The organism is Wolbachia endosymbiont (group B) of Pammene fasciana, assembly GCF_947251495.1.
Lineage (GTDB): Bacteria > Pseudomonadota > Alphaproteobacteria > Rickettsiales > Anaplasmataceae > Wolbachia.
In genome coordinates this window covers 26,599-48,363 of record NZ_OX366360.1, presented here as the reverse complement: position 1 = coordinate 48,363, position 21,765 = coordinate 26,599, and the positions used below count along the sequence as shown (strand labels likewise).

Sequence of the window (21,765 nt, the reverse complement as noted above, 5' to 3'; positions counted from 1 at the left end):
GTGTTATGTACTGGTAAGATGCTGCTGCATATAATTTTCTACAGCAGGTTGTAGTAATGCACTTATTACATTATTACCTGTATTGCTCGCTTTTCTATTCTTGAATTTTTTATGTGTACTATTAAACTCTTCAAGTGCTTTTGTAAAATCACCCATGCTAACAACAGGTTCTTCTATTTTTTGCTCTTGAGTACGCCTTACGGCATTATGCTTGGCCTCATTTACTAAATTAGATAACTCAGCGCCTGAATAGCCTTCAGTTTTTTCTGCAATTTCTTTAAGGTTTAGATCTGATCCAACTGGCACATTCTTCATATAAAGATCTAATATCTTTTCTCGTGAGCCCAATTCTGGTAGGGAAATATAGATATGCTTAGAAAAACGGCCAGGCCTAAGAAGCGCTTCATCTAAAACTTCACGACGATTAGTTGCAGCAATTACTATTACACCTTTGTTAAAATTAAAACCATCCATTTCGGTCAATAGTTGGTTTAAAGTTTTAGCGCAATTTTCACTTACGTGATGACCAATAGAATTGCGCTTTGCACCTATGGAATCTATTTCATCTATAAAAATTATACAAGGAGCATTCTTTTTTGCTCTTTTAAAAAAGTTGCGTACATGATATACACCTTGACCAACATACTCTCCAACAAGCTCAGAGGCCGAAATACTTTCAAATGAGATATTAGCTTCACCTGCAACAGCGCGAGCAAGAAGTGTTTTACCATTTCCTGGTGGACCATATAAAAGGTAACCCTGTGGTGGTTTAAAACCAACTTTTTCAAACATTACCTTCTTCTCTTGTGATATATCATTACAAATCATACGTAGCTCTTCTTTTATTTCATCTGATAAGATGACATTATTAAGTGTTACTTTTTGCTCACCTTGCTCACCTTCTATTACTTTAGATGGTTTCATTAAATAAATAGCAAAACCTAATACAACCGCAGTGCATATTACTGAACATGTCACTACAGCAGATGTTATAATAATAGGCATGAAGGATATAGTGGCCGCAGCAGCTTTAATTTTTAAAAAAAGAACATACATAAGATAAATAAAAGCAGCGATTGTTAGACATAATAAAACAAATTTAAAAAATCTTGTCCCACTCATTCTAACCCTTAATTAAATATTAGTTAACTTTAGCAAATTTTCCTTTATTATACTAGCGATAAAATATTTAATCTCGCCATCACTAGTGCTCTTACTATTATGTTTCATACATGGATAAGCAAACATCTTTCCATCTTTTAGGACTACAGGTAAAGAGTAAAAAACTTCAGGGCAGCAGTTGTAATCTTTTAGAAATTCAGGAATTTTTTGTGTTTTCTTTAGCGGAGCAAGAGTTACTGAACACTTCTGATTGCTAAGTATTGTACAGCCAAATCTATTGTCCCATGTAATGGGTTCGCACATAGGCAAATTTACAGTAATTTCTTGTATCTTTGACGATTCTCTAATTATTAAGATATTTTCTCCATATTTTCTTATTTTGCACCCAGAAAGTGTACAGTTAACATTACTACCCTTTTGCAATATTTTATTAAATATTACGATAAGGCTGTTGTACCTTGGTTTATAATGTTTGCTGGCAATTGCCATTATAGAGTAAAGAAGAAGCCTCAAGGCTATTTCCTCTGGCAATTGATAAAATTCACTTAGTTTAATTTCAATATAACCAAAATCATGAACATTAACACAATCATCAAATGCAAGGCGTGTGTAGTGCATCAACGCTTTTGCAGCTCTTTTCATATGAAGTGCTGTAAGGCATATTCGCTCTGTTAGAACATCTTGATTATCACTTGCTTTAAGTAAGTTACGGTATAAAGTTCGTCTGTATTTTAAGTCATAATTGCTTCTATCTTCGATCCATCTTAACTGATGAAGCTTAGCATACCTTTCTATTTCACTACGACTAAAATTTAACAACGGCCTAAATATATAAACACCATTTAAGAAAGATTTGTAATCCATTGATGATAATCCATCTACGCCACTACCCCGCTCTAATCTCAACAAGAACGTTTCTGCTTGATCATTTTTGTGGTGAGCAACAAATAAATATTTAACATTATTATTTTTACACCATTTTGTTAATAAGTTATACCGTGCTTTTCGTGCCTGCAACTGAATATTGCCTTTAATATTTTTCTTCTCCCAATTTAACATGAACGATTCCTTTGCCCCAAGTTCTTTTGCATAGCTTACAGCAAAATCAGCTTCTTTTTGAGACTCTGAACGTAACCCATGATTTACTGTTAATGCTATAGGAAGTGAAGGTTTATTTTTTTTTGCCCAATTAATCATTAAGTGCAATAAAACTACACTGTCTACACCACCTGATACTGCAATCGCAACTTGATTATCATGAAAAGCAAACTTATTAACTATATTTTGAAATAATAACTCTAATTTCATTATGTTTCTTGATGGCCAGATAGTCTCCACGTCATACAGCGACTTATTTGTGTTATATATAGATCCCGCTAACAAGCAGCGTAATTGCTCTCTTTTGTCATCCCAGTGCTTGACACTGGGATGGCTTTGTTGCACAGCTCTTCGGATAGTGGGTAATGTATAATAAATTCATGAAGCTATATCAAACTTAGCCATGCCTATTTCAGTAAATTTGTTAAGCAAATAACACTTGAGTAGCAGTTCCTTCTCACGATTAATCTCAGATTTATTCCTAAAACTAAATCCAAATATTTGCTTCAGTCGCGAGAAAAAACTTTCTATATAAGATCTCTTCCAATAATTTATCTCTTTTTTCCACCTCTTCATACCATCTTCATCATATGACTTTATGAGCTTGATTGTAGAATTTCTCTCATTCATATAATCCAACTTTGGATGCTCTACTGCATTATTTTGCGGAGGAATCCTTGTCTTTATGTCAAGCTCATCGCACAGTTTGTATAACTTCTTTCGATTATATGCCCTATCTGCATATATCGTGCTTATGTTATACTTGGTATCCACTCTTTCAATAAGATCACAGGCTCCATAGTGGTCGGAATAAACTCCACTACTGTATTTTGCAGCTATAACTTTTTTACTACCTATCTCTAGCATTACATGTAGCTTTCTTGTTTGCTCATAGCGGCGATACTTTCTATCTGTACCATTTGCCTTACTATGGCCTGGAATATTATTGTAGATGCTGATACCTGTACTATCTATAGCAATTTCAATATCTTCCATATCGTTCTTATCAACTCTGCAGTCGTTGATTTTGATATTAAGCTTTTTAAACCTTCTTGAAGCCTGCGAATAGCTGATAATTTGCAAAATTTTCCCTATTTGCTCAAGATATTTCTCTATAAATCCCACTGTTTGCCTAAGACCAATCCTGAATAGATAGGTTATTATGTGAATTAGAATCACTACTTTGTCGCTGTAGACATTGTTGCCACCTGCTACTTTTGGACTATTTTCGTACCAATTTTCAATGGCATCGTTGATATAATGAAAAACATTTCCCCTTTCTTGAAGAAATTTGTTATATTCATTGCAGTTACTGACTTTCATTCTTATTGGCATATTTTTCCTTTGTCGGCTAAATATCTATTTTATAACAAATTCCATCAGTAACTGCCTGTTCTTTCCTTGAGTGGTGCAACAAAGCCCACTGGGATCCAGGTTTTAATGCAAGAAACTACTTCTTTATTCCAGAAAATGAAAATTCCACTCTACGATTTTTAGCATGCTCTTTTTCATATTTAGAATTTCTAGAATCATCTTTTACACTAACCAAAGGCTCAGTTTCACCTTTAGAAGCAGTTTTTATTCTATTTTCTAGATAAGGTGTACAGCTGACCATAAATTTTTTAGCTGCATCTGCTCTTCTAGCTCCTAGTGCAAGATTATACTCGTGAGAACCACGATTGTCAGTATGACCAGTTAAAGTGACCTTTGCGTCAGGATTATTTTGTAACACTTCCATCACGTCAAGTAATGCATCTGCACTCACTTCACTAATACTAGATTCATCATAACCAAAGAAAACTCTTTTATCACCTATCTGCTTAACAACAGCATTCATTTTATTTGTCGTATTTACTCCTTTTTTAGGGCAAGAACTTACACCAGTAAGCAGTAAACAAAAACAACACATTATAATCAGTCTACTCCACATCACTAAACCTCCATAAATTTAAAATATAGTGCGTAATTTTAATTTTAGTACTAATAATCCCTCTATACTAGAATAGAGTCAAGGGAAATAAAATACTAAATGTTTTCTTTACAATCTTATTATTAATTTTCTGATAAGGCGCTCAATTCTCAGCAATGAAGTACAATAAAAGAATAAAAATACAATTTTTTATTGTACTTTAAGCAAATATACTTTTAACTTTATTATTAATCTATTACGATATTAAGCAGATGTTTCAAAGCAATGAATAAAAATGAGATCTTATAAGTTTTTAGAGGAAGTATTACATAAGGTAAGGAATATCGAAAACATACTAAAACTACTAAGCAAAAGCCAATTGAATGTAGAGGACAAAGTTGAACAAATGTGTCTTCTAGAGGAAATCAGACATGAAATTATCTCTCATGATGCAATAAAGGAATCATTAGCGAATGCTCTTAGGAATAAAAAGAGTGCTAATATTCAGCAGCTAAAGTTAATAGAGGGGATACACAAAAGCAGCAGTGCTATTCCTGTTGATTTAGTAAAATCTTTGTCCAAAGCTAAGATTGAATGCCAAAACTTATGGAGGCTAACTAATTCTGAAATTAGTAACTTAGAAAAGCTGAAAGAATGCTTTACTAACCTAATTAAGCTTACTCGTGAAGCAGCTTCTATAAAATCGCAGCAATTAAAGCGCTCAAACTATGAGTCATTGCTTGCTGACTATGACTCTAATATCACAGAAAAGAACATAAAGGAAATATTTCCTAAGCTAGGTAAATTTTTTAGTGAAAATGTAGAGAAAGTAACTCAAAAGCAGAAGAAGGATAAGGTTACTAATATACAAAAAGTTACGGTTCAGAGACAGATTGAACTTGGTTCCTTATTCTTACAGCAAATGAGTGTTACACCAAATGAGATTTCCATTTCTTATTACGATCCTATCGATTATGATGAATCTGACCTTTGTTATGGTTTATTTTTACTTTTACGGCATACTGGTTATGCAATTCATCAAAAATGTTTAGCGCAAAATTCTATAAAGAGCTCAATTACAAAACATATTATGTATGAAACTCAAGGGTTATTCATGGAAAAGATCATTGGAACATCGAGAGAATTTATTGAGTTCATTCAACCACACATAAAGGAGAAACTTTCTACAAAAGGCAAAATTAATAGTAGTGTTGAAAATTTGTATTTGATTTTCAATAAAGTAAATCTTTCATCTTTTTTGAAGAATGCGGATGAATTTAGTTTATTGGCTCACATTATGCTAAGAACTAAATTAGAACAAGATCTAATAAATGGTACGTTAGAAGTTAAAGATCTACACGATAAATGGCTGGAAGGTATGAAGCATTACAAGATTTCAGTAAAAGCTAAAAATGAGCTAGACACTTATTTTCAAGATGAGTATTGGATAAGTGGTGTTATAGGCTACTTTCCTATTAAAGTCATAGCGTTAATCGCTGCTGTGCAGTTTTTTTCTTTCATTAAGAAAAATCATTACGAATTTTTAGATTCTATAGTAAAAGGAGATTTCAGTTTACTTATCGATTGGTTCTCTAAAAATGTATATAGTGCAAATTATGGCTTTTTGGAACAGCTAAAAAAGGTAACAGGTAGGGATTTAGATATTGAGTGCTACACTAGTTACTTATCTGAAAAGTATAATTTGTCTCAATAAATGGTTTTCTTGAGTTGTGTATGAGTTTTGTTCAGAATTTAATCAGAAATTTTTTTACTTTCAAAGGTTTATTTGCTAGCGATATTGCTATAGATCTTGGTACTGCAAATACTTTAGTTTATCAGAAAAGTCAGGGGATAGTGCTTGATGAACCCTCAGTTGTAGCAAGAGTAAAAGAAAAAGGAAGTTACGTTCCTTATGCTTTTGGCAAAAAAGCTAAGATGATGCTCGGAAAAACACCCGGAGAAATAGAAGCGATAAGACCCTTGAAAGACGGAGTTATTGCTGATTTTAAAAGCGCGGAAGAAATGTTAAAATATTTCATACGCAGCGCAAACACAAGATTCACTGTTAATAAGCCTAGTATTATCATATGTGTTCCATCTGGATCTACCCCAGTTGAAAGGCGTGCTATACAAGATGCAGCAGAAAGTGCTGGTGCAAATGAAGTATTCTTAATTGAAGAACCAATGGCTGCAGCAATTGGGGCTGGACTTCCAGTTACCGAACCTGAAGGTTCTATGATTGTTGACATAGGAGGTGGTACAACTGAAGTTGCAATTATTTCTTTAGGTGGAATTGTTTATTCACGTTCTGCCAGAGTAGGTGGTGATATTATGGATGAGGCAATAAAGTCATACATTCGTGAAAATCATAAGTTATTGATTGGCGAAACAACTGCTGAAAAAATTAAGAAAAACGTCGGTTCAGCCAGTCTGCCAGTTGAAAACAACAAAGAGGGAATGATAATTAAAGGCAGGGATTTAGTGAGTGGTATGCCAAAAGAAATGCTTTTATCAGAATATCAAGTTGCAGAGAGCCTAATAGAGCCTGTACATCAGATAATTTCTGCTATTAGAACTGCACTGGAGAGTACTCCACCCGAACTTTCTTCTGATATAGTTGATAGAGGAATAATTTTATCTGGTGGAGGTGGGTTATTGCGCAACTTGAGTAAAGTTATTAGTGAAACAACAAAATTACCAGTTCGTGTTGCAGATGATCCACTTTGTTGTGTTGCCCTGGGTAGCGGAAAAGTACTTGAAAACATGGACTATTTTGGCCATGTTTTATTCAAGCAAGATTAAATTGTTTTTGAAGATCGAATTGTTTTGATGGAATTATGTAATATAAATGAGATCCCAGTGTCACGCACCAAGTAATTTAAAGGCAACTTCCAGCAGGAAGGGGTGTCATCCCAGCGCTTGACACTGGAACTTGACTACAAATAAGTATGCTGTTTCGATGAAATTGTGTAATAGAAACTGGATTCCAGTGCTTGACACAGGTTTGTGTTTATAAATTATATGCTAAAAGAATTTGAAATTGAACCTTTATTAAAAGATAAAGCTCCGCATCAAACTAAGGCTATTGTTGCAATGTCCGGGGGAGTTGATAGCTCCGTTGCTGCAGCACTGCTGTATAACCTTGGGTACGAAGTGATAGGTGTGACTCTTCAGCTCTATGGCAGTGATGGTAATGCGAGAAAGGGTGCATGCTGCGCTGGACAGGATATTTATGATGCCAAATACGTGGCTGAAAGTGTTGGCTTTCCCCACTATATTTTAAACTACGAGGAAATATTCAAAAAGGAAGTAATAGAGGATTTTGCAAATACCTATATGCGTGGAGAAACTCCCATACCGTGCGTAAGGTGTAACCAAACAGTAAAATTTCGCGATCTATTGCAAGTTACAAAAAATCTTGGTGCGGATGTGCTCGTAACAGGACATTACGTAAGAAGATTAGAAGAAAATGGTGAGGTAAAGTTGTGCAGAAGTATTGATAAAAGTAAAGATCAAAGTTATTTTTTGTTTGCAACTACTGAGGAGCAGTTAAAGCTTTTGCGATTTCCATTAGGTGGGTTCTATAAAAGTGATATAAGAAAATTAGCAAAGTATTTTGGCTTACAAATTTCTGAAAAGCCGGATAGTCAAGATATATGCTTTGTTTCCGAAAGCTATAGTAAAACAATAGCTAAATTAGCTCCACAATCTGTACAGAAAGGTAAAATAGTAGATATTCATGGAAAAGTGCTAGGTGAGCACAGCGGCATAGTAAATTTTACAGTGGGACAGAGAAGAGGCCTCTGCATCGCACACAATGAGCCTCTTTACGTGATAAAAATTAATACAGAAAATAATGAAGTTGTAGTAGGCCCGATCAATGCTCTAATGCAAAAAAAGATATTGGTCAAAGAGTTAAATTGGTTAGAACAACCAAAAGAAGGCATGGAAGTAACTGTGAAGCTTAGGTCATCACATGCAGGAAGCTTAGCGACAATATATTCAACTGACGAAAAGAACAAAGCCTGTGTAATTTTAAACGACGATTACTTTGGCATCAGTCCAGGTCAAGCCTGTGTAGCATATAAGGGCGAACAAGTTATAGGTGGAGGTTGGATATGCTCCTAACTTGGTGGTTTAATTTTTTAATGCAGAATGTAAACATACAATAAAATTTATTGCTGTTTTATCCTATATTCTTTATACTATAAAGATAATTATTATATTGTGGACTAGAGGGATGGTTAAAGAAGTTGAAGAGTTAATAAAAATTGTTGGTAAGGGCAATTTACTAGAGGCCTTGTTTATTTTTTTAGGCGGTTTTCAACATGCTAACTTAACTGGTAAAATAGACCATAGAAACCATATTGGTTTGTCTTCATTCGTTAGAAAAAAAGAGGAATCATTAGATAAATATTTTAACTTACAATTTAGTCTACAAGGGTTGTTCTTAATTTATACTCAAGCTTATAAAATTTTAAGCGGAAGTAATAATCTGAGCACTCAAGATATCATAGATGAAATATATAAAGTTATTAAGGAGTCTGAGTTAGGTAAAGACATACACGAAGTAGTAGATGGAAGAAAATTAGATTTACTTAACGTTTTGGCAAATCCAAAAAGAGAATCAATATTTAAAGCAGTAGAAGATTTTGAAAATAAGGTGCTTATTGATGTTAGAAAGTTACTAAGTGAAGAAAATGCATTAAACGAATATGACAGAGAATTTACCTTAAGTAAATGCATTATTGATTTCTATTATTCTATTCATCAAGACATAAAAGTAGAAAGGGATGTAGTAGTATTATTTTCTATATTTGGCCACTATCATAAACTTTCTGAACATCACAAAGAGTCTATAAAAAAGGAAAGTTTATCAATAATAGATAACGTGGTCGTTTCCAGATATATAATGGCTTTAATTGGATTACTGCAAAGTATTAATTTGAAAGATCAAAATAGAGCCACTAAATATATGCTGGATTGTGAGAAGATAGGTAGTCTAAACAGAACATTCAATATATTGTCATCTGCAGGTTATAATAATCAAGGTTTTTTATGCCTGAAAAGCGCTGGACCAACTTTGAAACAGCTGTTAAAAGAGCAAAATAGCAATAAGTTTGAAGAGAGGATAATAAACAACACACATTATTCAGCACCGCAAGAAGAGAATGAATGTAGGCCAAATTTCATCCTCAGCAAGCAAAATCACAAAAATACATTCTGTAAACTTATTTTAGGTATGTTTGTATTGTCTGTTGGGTTATATGTTGCTGATTATTTCCTTATGGAGCAAAAATTATTTAATCCAATAAAAGGTGTCCTACCACAGGATAATTTTGCTAATCTAGTAATTGCTGCAGTGCTTACTATCGTAATAGTATATGTTTTATTTCAACTACTAAAATCACCTCAAGAACCGCCACATTCAGCAGTCAATGGTGCAATTATTAATGATCTTACAAATGGTCCTATACATTCCAGGCGTTCATGAATCTCTACTTATAAATGATAAATGTAGCACTTTTAAAGTGTATGCTATATAATATCTTCTCTTGAATAATGAGGTAATCCATGGATTTAAGCAAAATAACAACAAAACCAGATGCAATAAGTGTAGTAATTGAAATAAGTGCAAATGCTGAGCCTGTAAAGTATGAATTTAATAAAGAGCTTGGGTTGTTACAAGTTGACAGATTTTTGTCTACCTCAATGACTTATCCTTGCAATTATGGGTTTATACCAAATACCTGCGCAGGTGATGGTGACCCTGCGGATGTTTTGGTGCTAACTCAATTTCCTTTAGCGCCTGGAGTTTTGATATCGGTGCGTCCAGTAGGTGCATTACTTACCAAAGACGAGAAAGGAGAGGATGAAAAAATATTAGCTGTACCTATCTCCAGTGTTGATAGCTATTATGACAATATAAAAAACTATTCTGATTTATCTAAAAACTTACTAGATAAAATAGCTCATTTCTTTTCTCATTATAAAGATTTAGAAAAGGGAAAAACGGTGACAGTTGGAGAATGGGCTAATGTGGAAAAAGCAAAAGAAATCATTGAAAAAAGTAGAAATTAGTTTGCGTTGATTTAGCCTTAAATTACAGTTATTCGGAAAAATGTTGTTGTTTTTAATGGGTAAATATTGGTATCCGTTCAGGATAGCGGTAAGGTAGTATAACCATAGAGTAAAAGTGAGTTTACAACAAATGGTGTCATCCCAGTGCTTGACACTGGGATGGCTTTGTTGCACCACTCAAGGAAAGAACAGGCAGTTACTGATGGAATTTGTTATAAAATAGATATTTAGCCGACAAAGGAAAAATATGCCAATAAGAATGAAAGTCAGTAACTGCAATGAATATAACAAATTTCTTCAAGAAAGGGGAAATGTTTTTCATTATATCAACGATGCCATTGAAAATTGGTACGAAAATAGTCCAAAAGTAGCAGGTGGCAACAATGTCTACAGCGACAAAGTAGTGATTCTAATTCACATAATAACCTATCTATTCAGGATTGGTCTTAGGCAAACAGTGGGATTTATAGAGAAATATCTTGAGCAAATAGGGAAAATTTTGCAAATTATCAGCTATTCGCAGGCTTCAAGAAGGTTTAAAAAGCTTAATATCAAAATCAACGACTGCAGAGTTGATAAGAACGATATGGAAGATATTGAAATTGCTATAGATAGTACAGGTATCAGCATCTACAATAATATTCCAGGCCATAGTAAGGCAAATGGTACAGATAGAAAGTATCGCCGCTATGAGCAAACAAGAAAGCTACATGTAATGCTAGAGATAGGTAGTAAAAAAGTTATAGCTGCAAAATACAGTAGTGGAGTTTATTCCGACCACTATGGAGCCTGTGATCTTATTGAAAGAGTGGATACCAAGTATAACATAAGCACGATATATGCAGATAGGGCATATAATCGAAAGAAGTTATACAAACTGTGCGATGAGCTTGACATAAAGACAAGGATTCCTCCGCAAAATAATGCAGTAGAGCATCCAAAGTTGGATTATATGAATGAGAGAAATTCTACAATCAAGCTCATAAAGTCATATGATGAAGATGGTATGAAGAGGTGGAAAAAAGAGATAAATTATTGGAAGAGATCTTATATAGAAAGTTTTTTCTCGCGACTGAAGCAAATATTTGGATTTAGTTTTAGGAATAAATCTGAGATTAATCGTGAGAAGGAACTGCTACTCAAGTGTTATTTGCTTAACAAATTTACTGAAATAGGCATGGCTAAGTTTGATATAGCTTCATGAATTTATTATACATTACCCACTATCCGAAGAGCTGTGCAACAAAGCCCACTGGGATCCAGTCCTTTCGCACAAAAAACGTTGTAAAGTAACTTGGTTGGATCCCAGTGTCAGCTACTCTGATGACAAGACAGGTTTCAATATTTGCATGCATCTGGACAGATACAAATATTGCAATTAAAAGCATTAGACAGGCAGTAAAGGTCTTGATATTATAGTAATAATTTGGAAGGGTGGCCGAGCGGCTGAAGGCGGCGGTTTGCTAAACCGTTATACGATTGAAAAGTCGTATCGAGGGTTCGAATCCCTCTCCTTCCGTATATTATTGTTTAGGTATTCATTACAGTAATTTCACCCTCTTTTTTAATTATTAAAAAGTTAGCTAGCGTTTATTCAGTATTTATTATAGAATTAGTTATTAGCTAAATAATTTTATATGCATAAAATACTAATTTTGATATTAATAATGCTGCCGCTTAGGTTACTTGCAACTGAGATTGAAATTGTTGCAGATGTAAATGGTGAGCCAATTTCAAATTTAGATATCGAAAGACGTATAAACTTCATAAATTCATTGCTTGGCACTCAGAAGATTAATCAAAAAGAGGTAAAATCTCAAATTCTAAGACAGTTAATAGACGAAATTATCATTGTCAGCGAAGCACAGAAGATGAATATAGAATTGAGTAACGAGGAGTTAAATAATGCTGTCACGTTATTCTTAACTCAAAGTTTAAAACTTAAGGCTGATGAAGTTGATCAATACGTAAAAAAGCATAATATAGATCTCAATACCCTAAAAAAACAAATAAAGTGTCAGCTGCTGTGGAACAAGATTATTGAAGTAGGAGTTGTACCGCTTATTAATATCAGCGATCAAGAAGTGGATGATGCAAGAAAGCAAAAAGAGAAGTCTGATTACCTTATTACGTTTCAGGAGTTCATAATTCCCGATCAGAAGATAGCTGAAGACTTAGTAAAAAAATTACGTACCAGTAATAATCCAGAATCTTCAATAAAGATGCGCAAAGCAACAGTTAATTTAAGTCAGCTAAAAGGTACTCTCAAGGACGTTTTGGAAAGATTAGAAATCAGTGATGTAGCAGGTCCGGTTAGTTTAAGCGAAGGTTACTCTGTTATAAAAGTCATAGATAAGGTACAGCTCGATCATACACTGCTGAAAAGTACTTTAAAACTGAAACAGGTTGTAGTTGAAGGTTCAGAAAGTTTACTCTCTAGTTTTAAAGAGCAAAAGGTCAGTTGTTTAAATTTTGACAAGTTAGCAGATGATTTCAAGTTGCCAAGCGTAAAAGAGTTTGAAATAAAAATGCGAAATTTAAATCCTGATTTACAGATTTTATTTAGTAAAACAAATATGAATGAAATAGTAGAATTAAGAGAAAATAGCACTGCAAAGTTGATGATGTTATGTGATATCAAAAATAATGCAATGGATATAGAAGCAATCAAACAGGAAATGTATCAACAAAAGATTATGATACAAAGCAACCTGTTATTGGATAATATGCGTAAAAATGCAGCTGTTAGTTATCAGTTTAATTGAAGTTAGAGAGGTTTTCTACTCCATAAAAAGTTTATGAAGAATATAATGCTCATTGGCGGTGGAGTTGGAAATGCAGTGTTATTTTCGATAGGGAAGGCATGTCTTGAAAACAATCATAAGGTTTTATATTTCGCTGGCTATAAAAAATTAAGTGATGTATTTAAACGAGCACTGATAGAACGTGCATCAAGTGCAGTAATTTGGGCATGTGAAGAAGGATTGATAGAAACAAGCAGAGAACAGGATAAATCCTTTCATGGTAATATAGTTGATGCAATAATCTCATATCAGCAAGGAAAGTTAGGTAAAATTACTATTAGTTTAAACACTATAGATAAAATCATCACTATTGGTTCTGATAAAATGATGAAAGCTATAAATGAAGCTAGAAAAACAATTTTAAAGCCATATCTAAAACCAAAACACATAGCAATATCATCAGTTAACTCTCCTATGCAGTGCATGATGAAAGAAATCTGCGCTCAATGTATTCAGCAACACATAAATAAGGAAACAGGAGAAATAAGTTTTGTTTATAGTTGCAGTAATCAAGACCAGGATATGGAGCTTGTTGACTTTGATTTTTTAAGTGAGCGCTTGAAGCAAAATAGTTTACAAGAAAAGCTCACTGCAAAATGGATAGAACATGTTCAAAGACACTAAACAGCACAAAGAGGAACTAAGGAAGCAATATAGAACCATAAGAAAAGATGTTGATGAAAGTTATTCTAGTTATGCAGCAAATTCTCTTATTAATCTCTTTAACAAAAACTTAAGTTGCGTTAAAGGTAAAACAATAGCAGCGTACATTCCAACAGACGGAGAAATTAATGTTGTGCCTTTGATGCATCATTTACTCGATTTAGGATATAAAGTAGCAATTCCTAATAAAAATAAGTTATTAAAATTTGAGGAATGGAATAAAGCAGATGAAGATATAATCCCCGATACAATCATTACTCCTGTTATTGCTTTTGATGATCATTTTAATAGGTTAGGTTTTGGCGGTGGTTGGTATGATGAAATGATAAAAAAATTACGGCCACTTGGAAAAATATTTATAGGTGTAGCCTATGAGAAGCAATATTGTAAAAATTTACCTGTAGAAAAACATGATCAAAAATTGGATATTATAATCACTGAGATGTGTGTTAGATGTAGAAGTGGATTGCTCAAAAAAGTGGATAGAAAGGAGTAGCATAGTCTCCCTCTTTCTGATAGTAATTGCTTATCTGTTCAGATGCATGCAAATATTGAAACCTGTCTTGTCATCAGAGTAGCTGACACTGGGATCCAACTAAGTTACTTTACAACGTTTTTTGCACAAAAGGACTGGATTCTAGCGTCACGCGCTAGAATGACATCAACTTTTGAATTCCAGTTATGCAAGAAATCTATTCATTTGAAACTTGTTTGAGAAACGTAGCTATAAAAACCGCAGGTACCAGTTGGTTTTTATTAGCTAAAGTAAAGGTCAAATATCTGGAATTCTGGACATAAAATCCCCCTGTAAAAAAGATTAGAAAAAAATGCAGCGCACATACGACAGATATACACTGAAGAATACATTTTTTAATAAGTTTGATTAAAAAGTCTGCAGACTAAAGATAGATTTTGAGCTCTAAAAATATCTATAATTGTTATTATAATCAGATTTAAAATATGCGGAAGTAATTTTTTGTGTCCGCTTAGCAGGGTGGCAAAATAAGATAGACAGATACATTTTTGCGTCAAAACGCTCCTCAAATGTATCAACTCACTCCTTGCCCTTCTCCACTAACTCGTTCAGCACTTGAACTATCTAATTTAGGACTTGGTTCTATTTTCGGAACTTTCTCATTAACCTTTTTTTCCACCTCCTCTATTTTATTATTACCAATTGGCATAATTGCAGGTAGAAAATTCTTCATAAGCTCCTCAAGTTCTTTCTTATCTTCTATATGAGTACTCTCACCTTTTGCTATAAGCCTTGCCATTTTCTCTTTTGGAAAATTTTCAATGATTCTATCCTTTACTAACTCTTGTATAGCAGATTTCTGCTCTTGATTTCGAAGCATTTCTATTACCTTTGCTTTATCCTTAATGTTTTTTATTTCACTACCTTCTGTACCAGGTTGTAAGACAAGTTGAGATAATTCCTGATATAATTTATAAAAATTTTTATCTCTGTCTTGAATCGTAGGTAATTTATCGATCACATCTTTCACAAAACTTTTCACTGCTTTTCCTGCTTCAATCGCACCTTCTTTTATTTTTTCCCCTGCTTTTCCTATACCTATTCCTACATAACGTGCTCCAATAGCCACAAGCGCTATTAATGTGGCAAGCACAATAAGCGGAGAAAATGCTGCTCCTAATACCATTACAGCAGAAGCCATTCCAATTTTTTCATTTGTAGATGCTGATTTAAAATAATTGACTAGATTGTCCAGCGGACCTTTATTATTATTTATAACATTACTTATTGCTTCACGCTCAACGGATTGTAATACTTTCTCTATGATTTCTGGCTTGATCTCTTCAGGTTCTAAATTTTCAAGCGCTTCTTCAATGAATTTTATAAATAATTCTTTATTTACCTCCTTTTGCAAGCCTTGGTCATTAATCGCTAAACCTAAATCTTTGAGGTTCATCCCTCTAACTTGTTCTGATAGGGCCCCAAACAACTTTCCTTTTTCTTCCTGTGGAGATTGTGCAATGCTTTCTATTATATCTGAAATAGCTTTTCTTAGTTCTGGGTAGTCAGTGTCAAAAAACGTACTGTTTGTAGGTGCCATATTCAACTCCATCAACTATAGATATGCCTAATTATACATACTAATTATTAATTATATTATAATTGACATAAAATAATTACTCCTTTCCAAATATGGAATTTGTATTACAATACCTAGATTATATGAAATCAAGGTATTTTATGGGTGAGAAAAAATTAAGAGCCGCTGTGGTTTTATCAGGATGCGGCCACCTCGACGGCACAGAGGTGAGAGAAGCAGTTTTAAGTTTGCTTGTGCTTGATCAGCAGGAAGTTGAAGTCACGTGCTTTGCTCCTGATGTTGATATCACACAAGTTATGAATCACAAAACAAAAGAAGCAGTAAAAGAAAAAAGGAATGTACTTGTAGAAGCAGCAAGAATTGCAAGAGGTGAGATAAATGATTTAAGAGAAGCTAAAGCTGAAAATTTTGACATGCTAGTCGTACCTGGTGGATATGGAGTTGCGAAAAATTTATCTGACTTAGCTGAAAATAAAACAGTAATGCCTGAGTTTGAAAGATTAGTCTCAGAGTTCTTTGTTGCAAAAAAGCCAATAGGAACTATATGTATATCTCCAGCCATTATTGTTTTAATTTTAAGTAGCAAAATAGGTAAAGAAGAAAGTAAGATTAAGGTAACTATAGGAGACGACAAAGACCAGTTGATAGAGAAGCTCGGCGGCGAACATATAACATGCGATACAAAGCTATCAATAGAAGACGAAAAGCATAATATATTTTCCTGCTCTGCTTATATGCGTAGTGATGAAAGTACACACTCTGTATATCAAGGAATAAAACACATGATTGACAGTATGGTGAAAAAAATTAATAAAAAAACCAAACAACCATTTCTCTAAAGTGTAGTTTCTTATACAATTAATTATGTCAGTTGCATTATTGTTGTAGCCAAAGTAATCTGTAATTGCTTATTAATGATAAGCTATATTTAGTATGTAAGTTTAGTTCTTTTTTTTATAGATGTAAATATGTCAGACCTTTTTTATATTGAAAGTGAGTGTTGTGTAGATGGTCAGTGTGATACTTATGCAGGAGAAGTGAGTATTAATGATGTCATGTTGGGCAAGTTTAGTCTAAATTCATACAGTGGGAAAAAAGCTATAATAAATCTAGACATCGTTACATTCAATATCCATATTGCCATGGATGGCCAAGATGGAAGGACAATAACAAGAGACCTCAAGGGTCCTGAATTTGTAATTAAAGATGACGGTTCCTGGTATATTAACAAAAATCTTGGTAATGATAAATTTGAAATTATAGTAAAGCAGTCATGATATGAAACATAGTGAGCGGAGCTTGCTTTTTAGCAATGTTTACATACTTACTTAAAAAATGGAGATTATCTTAGCTGAACCACGCGGTTTCTGTGCAGGTGTTAAAAGAGCTGTAGACATATTAGCAATCACTTTAGAGAAATACAAAAATGAACGCCAAGTTTATGTACTACACGAAATCGTTCATAATAAGTATATAGTAGAGGACTTCAAGAAACAAGGAGTGGTTTTTGTAAGCAGCATAGAAGACATTAAAGACAATAGAGGAATATTGATCTTTAGCGCACATGGAGTGTCGAAAAGTATAGAGGATGAGGCAAAAAGAAAGGGTGTTCAAGTGATTGATGCAACATGTCCATTAGTTAGCAAAGTACATAAAGAGGCAAAAAGGTATGAGGATAGTGGTAAAGAATTAATTCTAATTGGACATGAAAATCATCCAGAAGTTAAAGGAATTATAGGAAGAGTAAGTAATCCTATATCTCTAGTGCAAACTATGCAAGACGTATACAATTTACAAATCAAAGATCCAGATAATTTATCTTATGTAACACAAACCACGTTAAGTATTGACGATACCAAAGAAATTATTGCTACACTGAAGCTCAGATTTCCAAGCATTACAGGCCCCGACTTAAAAGATATATGCTATGCAACACAAAATAGGCAGAACGCTGTTAAAAAATTGGCTAAAATTACAGACGTAGTGTTAATTGTAGGAAGCAAAAATAGTTCAAATTCAAACCGTTTATTAGACCTATGTATTTCCAGAGGAAAAAGAGCCTATTTGATTGATAATTATAAATGTATGAACAAAAATTGGTTGCAGGGCGCAGAAAAAATAGGAATTACTGCAGGTGCTTCTGCTCCTGATATATTAGTTGATGAGCTAGTAAATTACTTAAAAATAAATATGAATACAAAAGTTTCAGTCATGCCAGATGGATTCACTGAAAATGTTCAGTTCAAGTATACTAAATGGTAATGTGCAACAACGTGCGTCAAATCAAGTCTTTAGCTTAATTCAATTTTCAGTCTGTTGGAGAATAAAATATCAAGCTGAGATATAATTAATCCTCGTTTGTCAGGTTAAGTTGTGTCTAGCACAAATATAAAAAACCTTCATCATACAAAAGGGTTAATATTACTACTAATTTTATCAAAAACTTATAATATAAGTAATATTGTCATCTAATGTTTAATGAATTTCAATAAATTACCTTTTTAATTCTAGATGAGTATACACTTTGTTAATATGTTTGGGTCAAAACCCAAAAGTAAGTTTATGCTTTCTATAGGAAAAGAAGGCACAATGTTACTATATTTTAAAAATGATACTTTAAATAAAAGATATTTTGCTAAGGACAAAAATAATAAAGCTGTTTCTGACTTAATTTCATGTCTTTCATCAGATAAAAAAGCACCCTTATATCTGGTTCTCAATCACACTGATCAGAACTATTTGCTACAGTCTATCCCAAGAGTAAATAGGATTAGTGCTTATCTATCAGCAAAAACAAAAGTAGAGCATTTTGCTCATAATAACGATATAAATTCTATTCTCTTGGTCGAAAAGCCGAATAAATTTAATCAAAACTGGTGGTATCTATTTGTTTCATCAAAAGCAAATCATTTAATAGAATATTGGTTGGACGTGTTTGTTGAAATAGGCTCTAACTTTAAAGGAATATTAATGTTTCCTATAGAACTAGTCAGTATAGCAAAAAAGATTCTACACAAAGATCCTAGTAACTGGAAAATTATAGTTGCTGCAACTAAAACAGGTGGCTATAGACAAGTGGTTCTTAAAGAGAACAAAATGATATTTACACGTTTAATACCATTTACTAATGATAATTTACCAGGAATCATTGCTGGTGAAATATATCAGGAAGTGAAAAATACAATTCAATCTTTAACTAAGTTTGGATTTGAAAAAAATGACCCTGTCGACCTCTGCATTATAGTATCAGAAGCTATTAAATCTAGTTTATCAGTTATAAATTTTTCAGAGAATAGTGTGAACATATTGACTCCATATGAGCTGGGTAAACTATTGGGGGCAGAATTAGCTATAAGCGAAAAAGATAGCTTTTGTGATACTACAATTTTGTTTCACAGCTTTAAGAATAAGCCAATAAATATTTTTAACACAAAAGAAACTAAAGAATTTTATCTATTTAATTATCTTTATTTAAATTCTCCTCAAATTTTTCTATACCTACTCTTGGTTTTAGTTGTAATTAACGCCTTTTGTTTGCGAAATTTGTATTCAAATTTTAATGTTGCTGATAATTTATCTGCAAAGCGGAGTGCTTTAAATAACAAACTAATAAAACTTAGCAAAAGCTATAATGTAAAAAAGATAGATGAAGTTTACGATTTTATTAATATCAATAATATTTTATCAAAAATAGAGTACTCTCCTCTCACACAAGTTAAGTATGTAGAAAAGCTAAAAGTACCAGATGTAGAGCTTGAATTATTTGAGTGGAATTATAATGAGGCAAAAAGTTATATTACCACAACTTTAAGGTTTAATTTTCAATCTGGTCAAGACATTTCTTATCAATACGAGAAACTACAGAAAAATTTAAACGATAATTTCCGTACTCATGATATTAGTATTTCTAGCTTACCTACTACTAAAGAGAAAAATCTATCTATTGATGTTGAAATAGGAGAGGCAATGTAGATTGATGACTATCTCTCAACTAAAAAGAAAAGCTACAATTCAGTGCATATATTACTTATTGTTATCTATTGTATTAATAGGGTTATCAACGTGTTTTATTATCTATAACAAAAAGGTTTATAATAAAAATCAAACTGCAGCTGAGGAAATACGCTCTATTAATTTACAGATCATTGAAATTCAAAAGAAAGAAGTCGTTCTAAATAAAAACCTAGATTTATGGAAAAGAATTTCTTCTTCAAACTTACATAGTAGCAGATACATTACAAATTTTAATTTTGAGCTTAACAAGCTATATAAAAAACACTACATGTTAGAACCTGAAATATCAATTTCTATACCTGAAGAAGCTGAACTCCACAATAAAAGTGAACATACAAAAGTAATAAGAAGTGAAGTGGTTCTAAGTTTAAGCTCAATTAGCGATAAGCATATTTTTTTATTTCTACAGTCTATTCCAAATCTTCCTGGTTATGTTATGATCAGATCTCTTACCTTGAATAAGCAGAGAAATATAGATTCTGCAGCTATAAACCAGATTTTAAGTGGTAATATGATAGAGATAGTGAGAGCTAGTATAGTTTTTGATTGGTATACCATATTAAGTAGATGAATATAAAGTTGTTTTTTATTTTTACGCTGCTGTTTTTTAATGTTAGTGCATATTGCAATTGCGAAGATCTTGTAGAAAATATAGGGATTTGTAAAAAATATTCTTGCCAACAGCATATTAGTAATGAAGATTTTATTGAGCATAAAATATTAGGGTTAAATAGTGAAAATTTATGTGTATATATAGAAAGACAAGGCAATGATGAAATGGTCTGTCATCATTCTAATGATGGAATGATTATAGAAAAGAAGTACTTAAAAAGTATTTTAAAAGTTGGAAATCAAGAAATAAATGACTTCATTGATATAGCAAATTTGCGTGCGAAGGAGTGTTTTTTTATCAACAATTATTATATAGATCGAGACGATATAATAAAAGAGGCAGCAGAGAGTACTTTATCGCAATATGGTAGCATAAAAAGCATTTTTTTTGATGAAGAGCAGGTTAATAGAATAGTTAGTGAGATGGAAAAGTTTAACTTACAGTCTTCAGGAGTTACAGAGGAAGAAAATTTCAATTGTAAAGTAGTCAGTTTAGATTCAATTTTATACTTTTCCCCCGATACATGGAAAATATGGGTAAATGGAAAGTTGTTTATAAATACTAAGGATTTAAAAGTGCACTCAGTAACTGAAAATTATGTAACTTTTTCATGGGCTGTAAACCAAAAGATAACAAAAGAACGGATAAGCAATTCTAAAAATGTACATTTTGGACATGGAGGTATTATGTTTACGCTTTATCCAGAACAAAAATTTGATTTAGATAGTTTATCTATTAAATAATCTAATACATCTGCGCTTGTAGCTCAGTTGGATAGAGCGTTGCCCTCCGGAGGCAAAGGTCGTGGGTTCGAATCCCTCCAAGCGCGTTTTTAATTAAATTTGACAATAATACTCTCACATAAGATAATAAAGAGATTTATTTTAAAGCATAATTATGTCTAGTGGTACTATAAATAAAGTCATATTAGTTGGTAATTTAGGAAAAGATCCTGAAATTAGGACTACACAAAATGGAAAAGAGATGGCAAGTTTTTCGATAGCCACATCTGAAAGTTGGACTGACAAATTTTCTGGTACGCGCTCTGAAAAGACAGAATGGCATAATATTGTAATTTTTAGTGAAGGATTAGTAAAAATTGTTAAGGATTTTGCGCGCAAAGGTAGTAAAGTTTACGTTGAAGGTTCTCTGAGAACTAGAAAATGGACTGACCAAAATGGTAGCGAAAGGTATACGACAGAGGTGGTGCTATATAACTTTAATAGTGCCCTTACCCTTTTAGATTCACGAAACAGTATGTCAAACTCTGATTACAAGCCAAGTGAATACAAACAAAATGAAACAGAACAAAAAGATAAACACGGAAGTTTTGACAACGATATAAAAGACGAACTAATCGATGATGAAATACCATTTTAATAACTT

The 21,765-nt window shown here is 32.9% G+C and carries 21 protein-coding genes and 2 tRNA genes; 18 read left to right on the top strand and 5 right to left on the bottom strand.

Annotation, left to right across the window (positions count from 1 at the left end; all coding sequences use genetic code 11):
* Positions 1-3 precede the first annotated feature (3 nt).
* The 4 genes from OPR29_RS00250 to OPR29_RS00235 all read right to left on the bottom strand — a co-directional run bounded on the left by OPR29_RS00250 (position 4) and on the right by OPR29_RS00235 (position 4,150).
* Entirely contained in the window at positions 4-924 is a 921-nt protein-coding gene (locus tag OPR29_RS00250; protein ID WP_265025242.1) for an AAA family ATPase, read from the bottom strand.
* Between the two features lie 210 nt (positions 925-1,134).
* Positions 1,135-2,430 carry a tRNA lysidine(34) synthetase TilS gene (gene tilS, locus OPR29_RS00245; protein WP_265025441.1) on the bottom strand — a complete coding sequence of 432 codons (1,296 nt, stop codon included), beginning with the start codon at positions 2,428-2,430 and terminating at the stop codon, positions 1,135-1,137.
* 168 nt (positions 2,431-2,598) lie between these two features.
* Positions 2,599-3,555, bottom strand: coding sequence for an IS5 family transposase (locus OPR29_RS00240; protein WP_213863789.1), 957 nt, complete (start codon positions 3,553-3,555; stop codon positions 2,599-2,601).
* Positions 3,556-3,670: 115 nt separating this feature from the next.
* The gene (locus OPR29_RS00235) at positions 3,671-4,150 is read right to left on the bottom strand and encodes an OmpA family protein (protein ID WP_265025241.1); all 480 of its coding nucleotides are present in this window, start codon (positions 4,148-4,150) and stop codon (positions 3,671-3,673) included.
* A 274-nt stretch (positions 4,151-4,424) separates the two neighbouring features.
* Between OPR29_RS00235 and OPR29_RS00230 the strand changes: the two genes are divergently transcribed.
* The 10 genes from OPR29_RS00230 (at position 4,425) to OPR29_RS00185 (ending at position 14,173) form a co-directional block, all read left to right on the top strand.
* A complete protein-coding gene (locus tag OPR29_RS00230) occupies positions 4,425-5,843 on the top strand; it encodes a gluzincin family metallopeptidase (RefSeq protein ID WP_265025240.1) in 1,419 nt (472 codons plus the stop codon).
* 20 nt (positions 5,844-5,863) lie between these two features.
* Positions 5,864-6,931, top strand: coding sequence for a rod shape-determining protein (locus OPR29_RS00225; RefSeq protein ID WP_007302210.1), 1,068 nt, complete (start codon positions 5,864-5,866; stop codon positions 6,929-6,931).
* A gap of 219 nt (positions 6,932-7,150) precedes the next feature.
* Complete coding sequence (mnmA, locus tag OPR29_RS00220) at positions 7,151-8,257, top strand: tRNA 2-thiouridine(34) synthase MnmA (protein ID WP_019236778.1); 1,107 nt, start codon at positions 7,151-7,153, stop codon at positions 8,255-8,257.
* A 112-nt stretch (positions 8,258-8,369) separates the two neighbouring features.
* Positions 8,370-9,623 (top strand): WD1261 family protein, encoded by a 1,254-nt coding sequence (locus tag OPR29_RS00215; RefSeq protein WP_265025239.1) that lies wholly within the window; start codon positions 8,370-8,372, stop codon positions 9,621-9,623.
* Positions 9,624-9,703: 80 nt separating this feature from the next.
* On the top strand, positions 9,704-10,210 hold the full coding sequence (gene ppa, locus OPR29_RS00210) for an inorganic diphosphatase (RefSeq protein WP_264719697.1): 507 nt from the start codon (positions 9,704-9,706) through the stop codon (positions 10,208-10,210).
* 247 nt (positions 10,211-10,457) lie between these two features.
* Positions 10,458-11,414, top strand: coding sequence for an IS5 family transposase (locus tag OPR29_RS00205; RefSeq protein ID WP_213863789.1), 957 nt, complete (start codon positions 10,458-10,460; stop codon positions 11,412-11,414).
* A 224-nt stretch (positions 11,415-11,638) separates the two neighbouring features.
* Positions 11,639-11,729, top strand: a tRNA-Ser gene (locus tag OPR29_RS00200).
* Positions 11,730-11,847: 118 nt separating this feature from the next.
* Positions 11,848-12,975, top strand: a complete 1,128-nt coding sequence (locus tag OPR29_RS00195) for a SurA N-terminal domain-containing protein (RefSeq protein WP_052264888.1) — start codon at positions 11,848-11,850, stop codon at positions 12,973-12,975.
* Between the two features lie 33 nt (positions 12,976-13,008).
* The gene (locus OPR29_RS00190; protein WP_019236782.1) at positions 13,009-13,638 is read left to right on the top strand and encodes a ferredoxin reductase domain-containing protein; all 630 of its coding nucleotides are present in this window, start codon (positions 13,009-13,011) and stop codon (positions 13,636-13,638) included.
* Positions 13,622-14,173: a 5-formyltetrahydrofolate cyclo-ligase gene (locus OPR29_RS00185; RefSeq protein ID WP_265025238.1), complete on the top strand. Its 552-nt coding sequence runs from the start codon at positions 13,622-13,624 to the stop codon at positions 14,171-14,173. The genes OPR29_RS00190 and OPR29_RS00185 overlap by 17 nt, the downstream gene beginning before the upstream one ends.
* A gap of 553 nt (positions 14,174-14,726) precedes the next feature.
* Here the strand turns inward: OPR29_RS00185 and OPR29_RS00180 are convergent.
* On the bottom strand, positions 14,727-15,764 hold the full coding sequence (locus OPR29_RS00180) for a hypothetical protein (RefSeq protein WP_265025237.1): 1,038 nt from the start codon (positions 15,762-15,764) through the stop codon (positions 14,727-14,729).
* A 128-nt stretch (positions 15,765-15,892) separates the two neighbouring features.
* Here OPR29_RS00180 and elbB point away from each other — a divergent pair, with 128 nt between their 5' ends.
* From elbB to ssb, 8 genes are all read left to right on the top strand, one after another.
* Positions 15,893-16,591, top strand: coding sequence for an isoprenoid biosynthesis glyoxalase ElbB (elbB, locus tag OPR29_RS00175; protein ID WP_265025032.1), 699 nt, complete (start codon positions 15,893-15,895; stop codon positions 16,589-16,591).
* 129 nt (positions 16,592-16,720) lie between these two features.
* Positions 16,721-17,029, top strand: a complete 309-nt coding sequence (locus OPR29_RS00170; protein WP_265025236.1) for a hypothetical protein — start codon at positions 16,721-16,723, stop codon at positions 17,027-17,029.
* 58 nt (positions 17,030-17,087) lie between these two features.
* Positions 17,088-18,014, top strand: coding sequence for a 4-hydroxy-3-methylbut-2-enyl diphosphate reductase (ispH, locus tag OPR29_RS00165; RefSeq protein ID WP_213863831.1), 927 nt, complete (start codon positions 17,088-17,090; stop codon positions 18,012-18,014).
* Positions 18,015-18,284: 270 nt separating this feature from the next.
* Positions 18,285-19,724, top strand: coding sequence for a hypothetical protein (locus OPR29_RS00160; protein ID WP_265025440.1), 1,440 nt, complete (start codon positions 18,285-18,287; stop codon positions 19,722-19,724).
* Between the two features lie 4 nt (positions 19,725-19,728).
* Complete coding sequence (locus OPR29_RS00155; protein ID WP_265025235.1) at positions 19,729-20,337, top strand: hypothetical protein; 609 nt, start codon at positions 19,729-19,731, stop codon at positions 20,335-20,337.
* A complete protein-coding gene (locus OPR29_RS00150; RefSeq protein ID WP_052264933.1) occupies positions 20,334-21,122 on the top strand; it encodes a hypothetical protein in 789 nt (262 codons plus the stop codon). Before OPR29_RS00155 ends, OPR29_RS00150 begins: the two co-directional genes overlap by 4 nt.
* Positions 21,123-21,134: 12 nt before the next feature.
* Positions 21,135-21,208, top strand: a tRNA-Arg gene (locus tag OPR29_RS00145).
* A 68-nt stretch (positions 21,209-21,276) separates the two neighbouring features.
* Complete coding sequence (gene ssb / locus OPR29_RS00140) at positions 21,277-21,759, top strand: single-stranded DNA-binding protein (protein ID WP_006014313.1); 483 nt, start codon at positions 21,277-21,279, stop codon at positions 21,757-21,759.
* Positions 21,760-21,765: the final 6 nt, after the last annotated feature.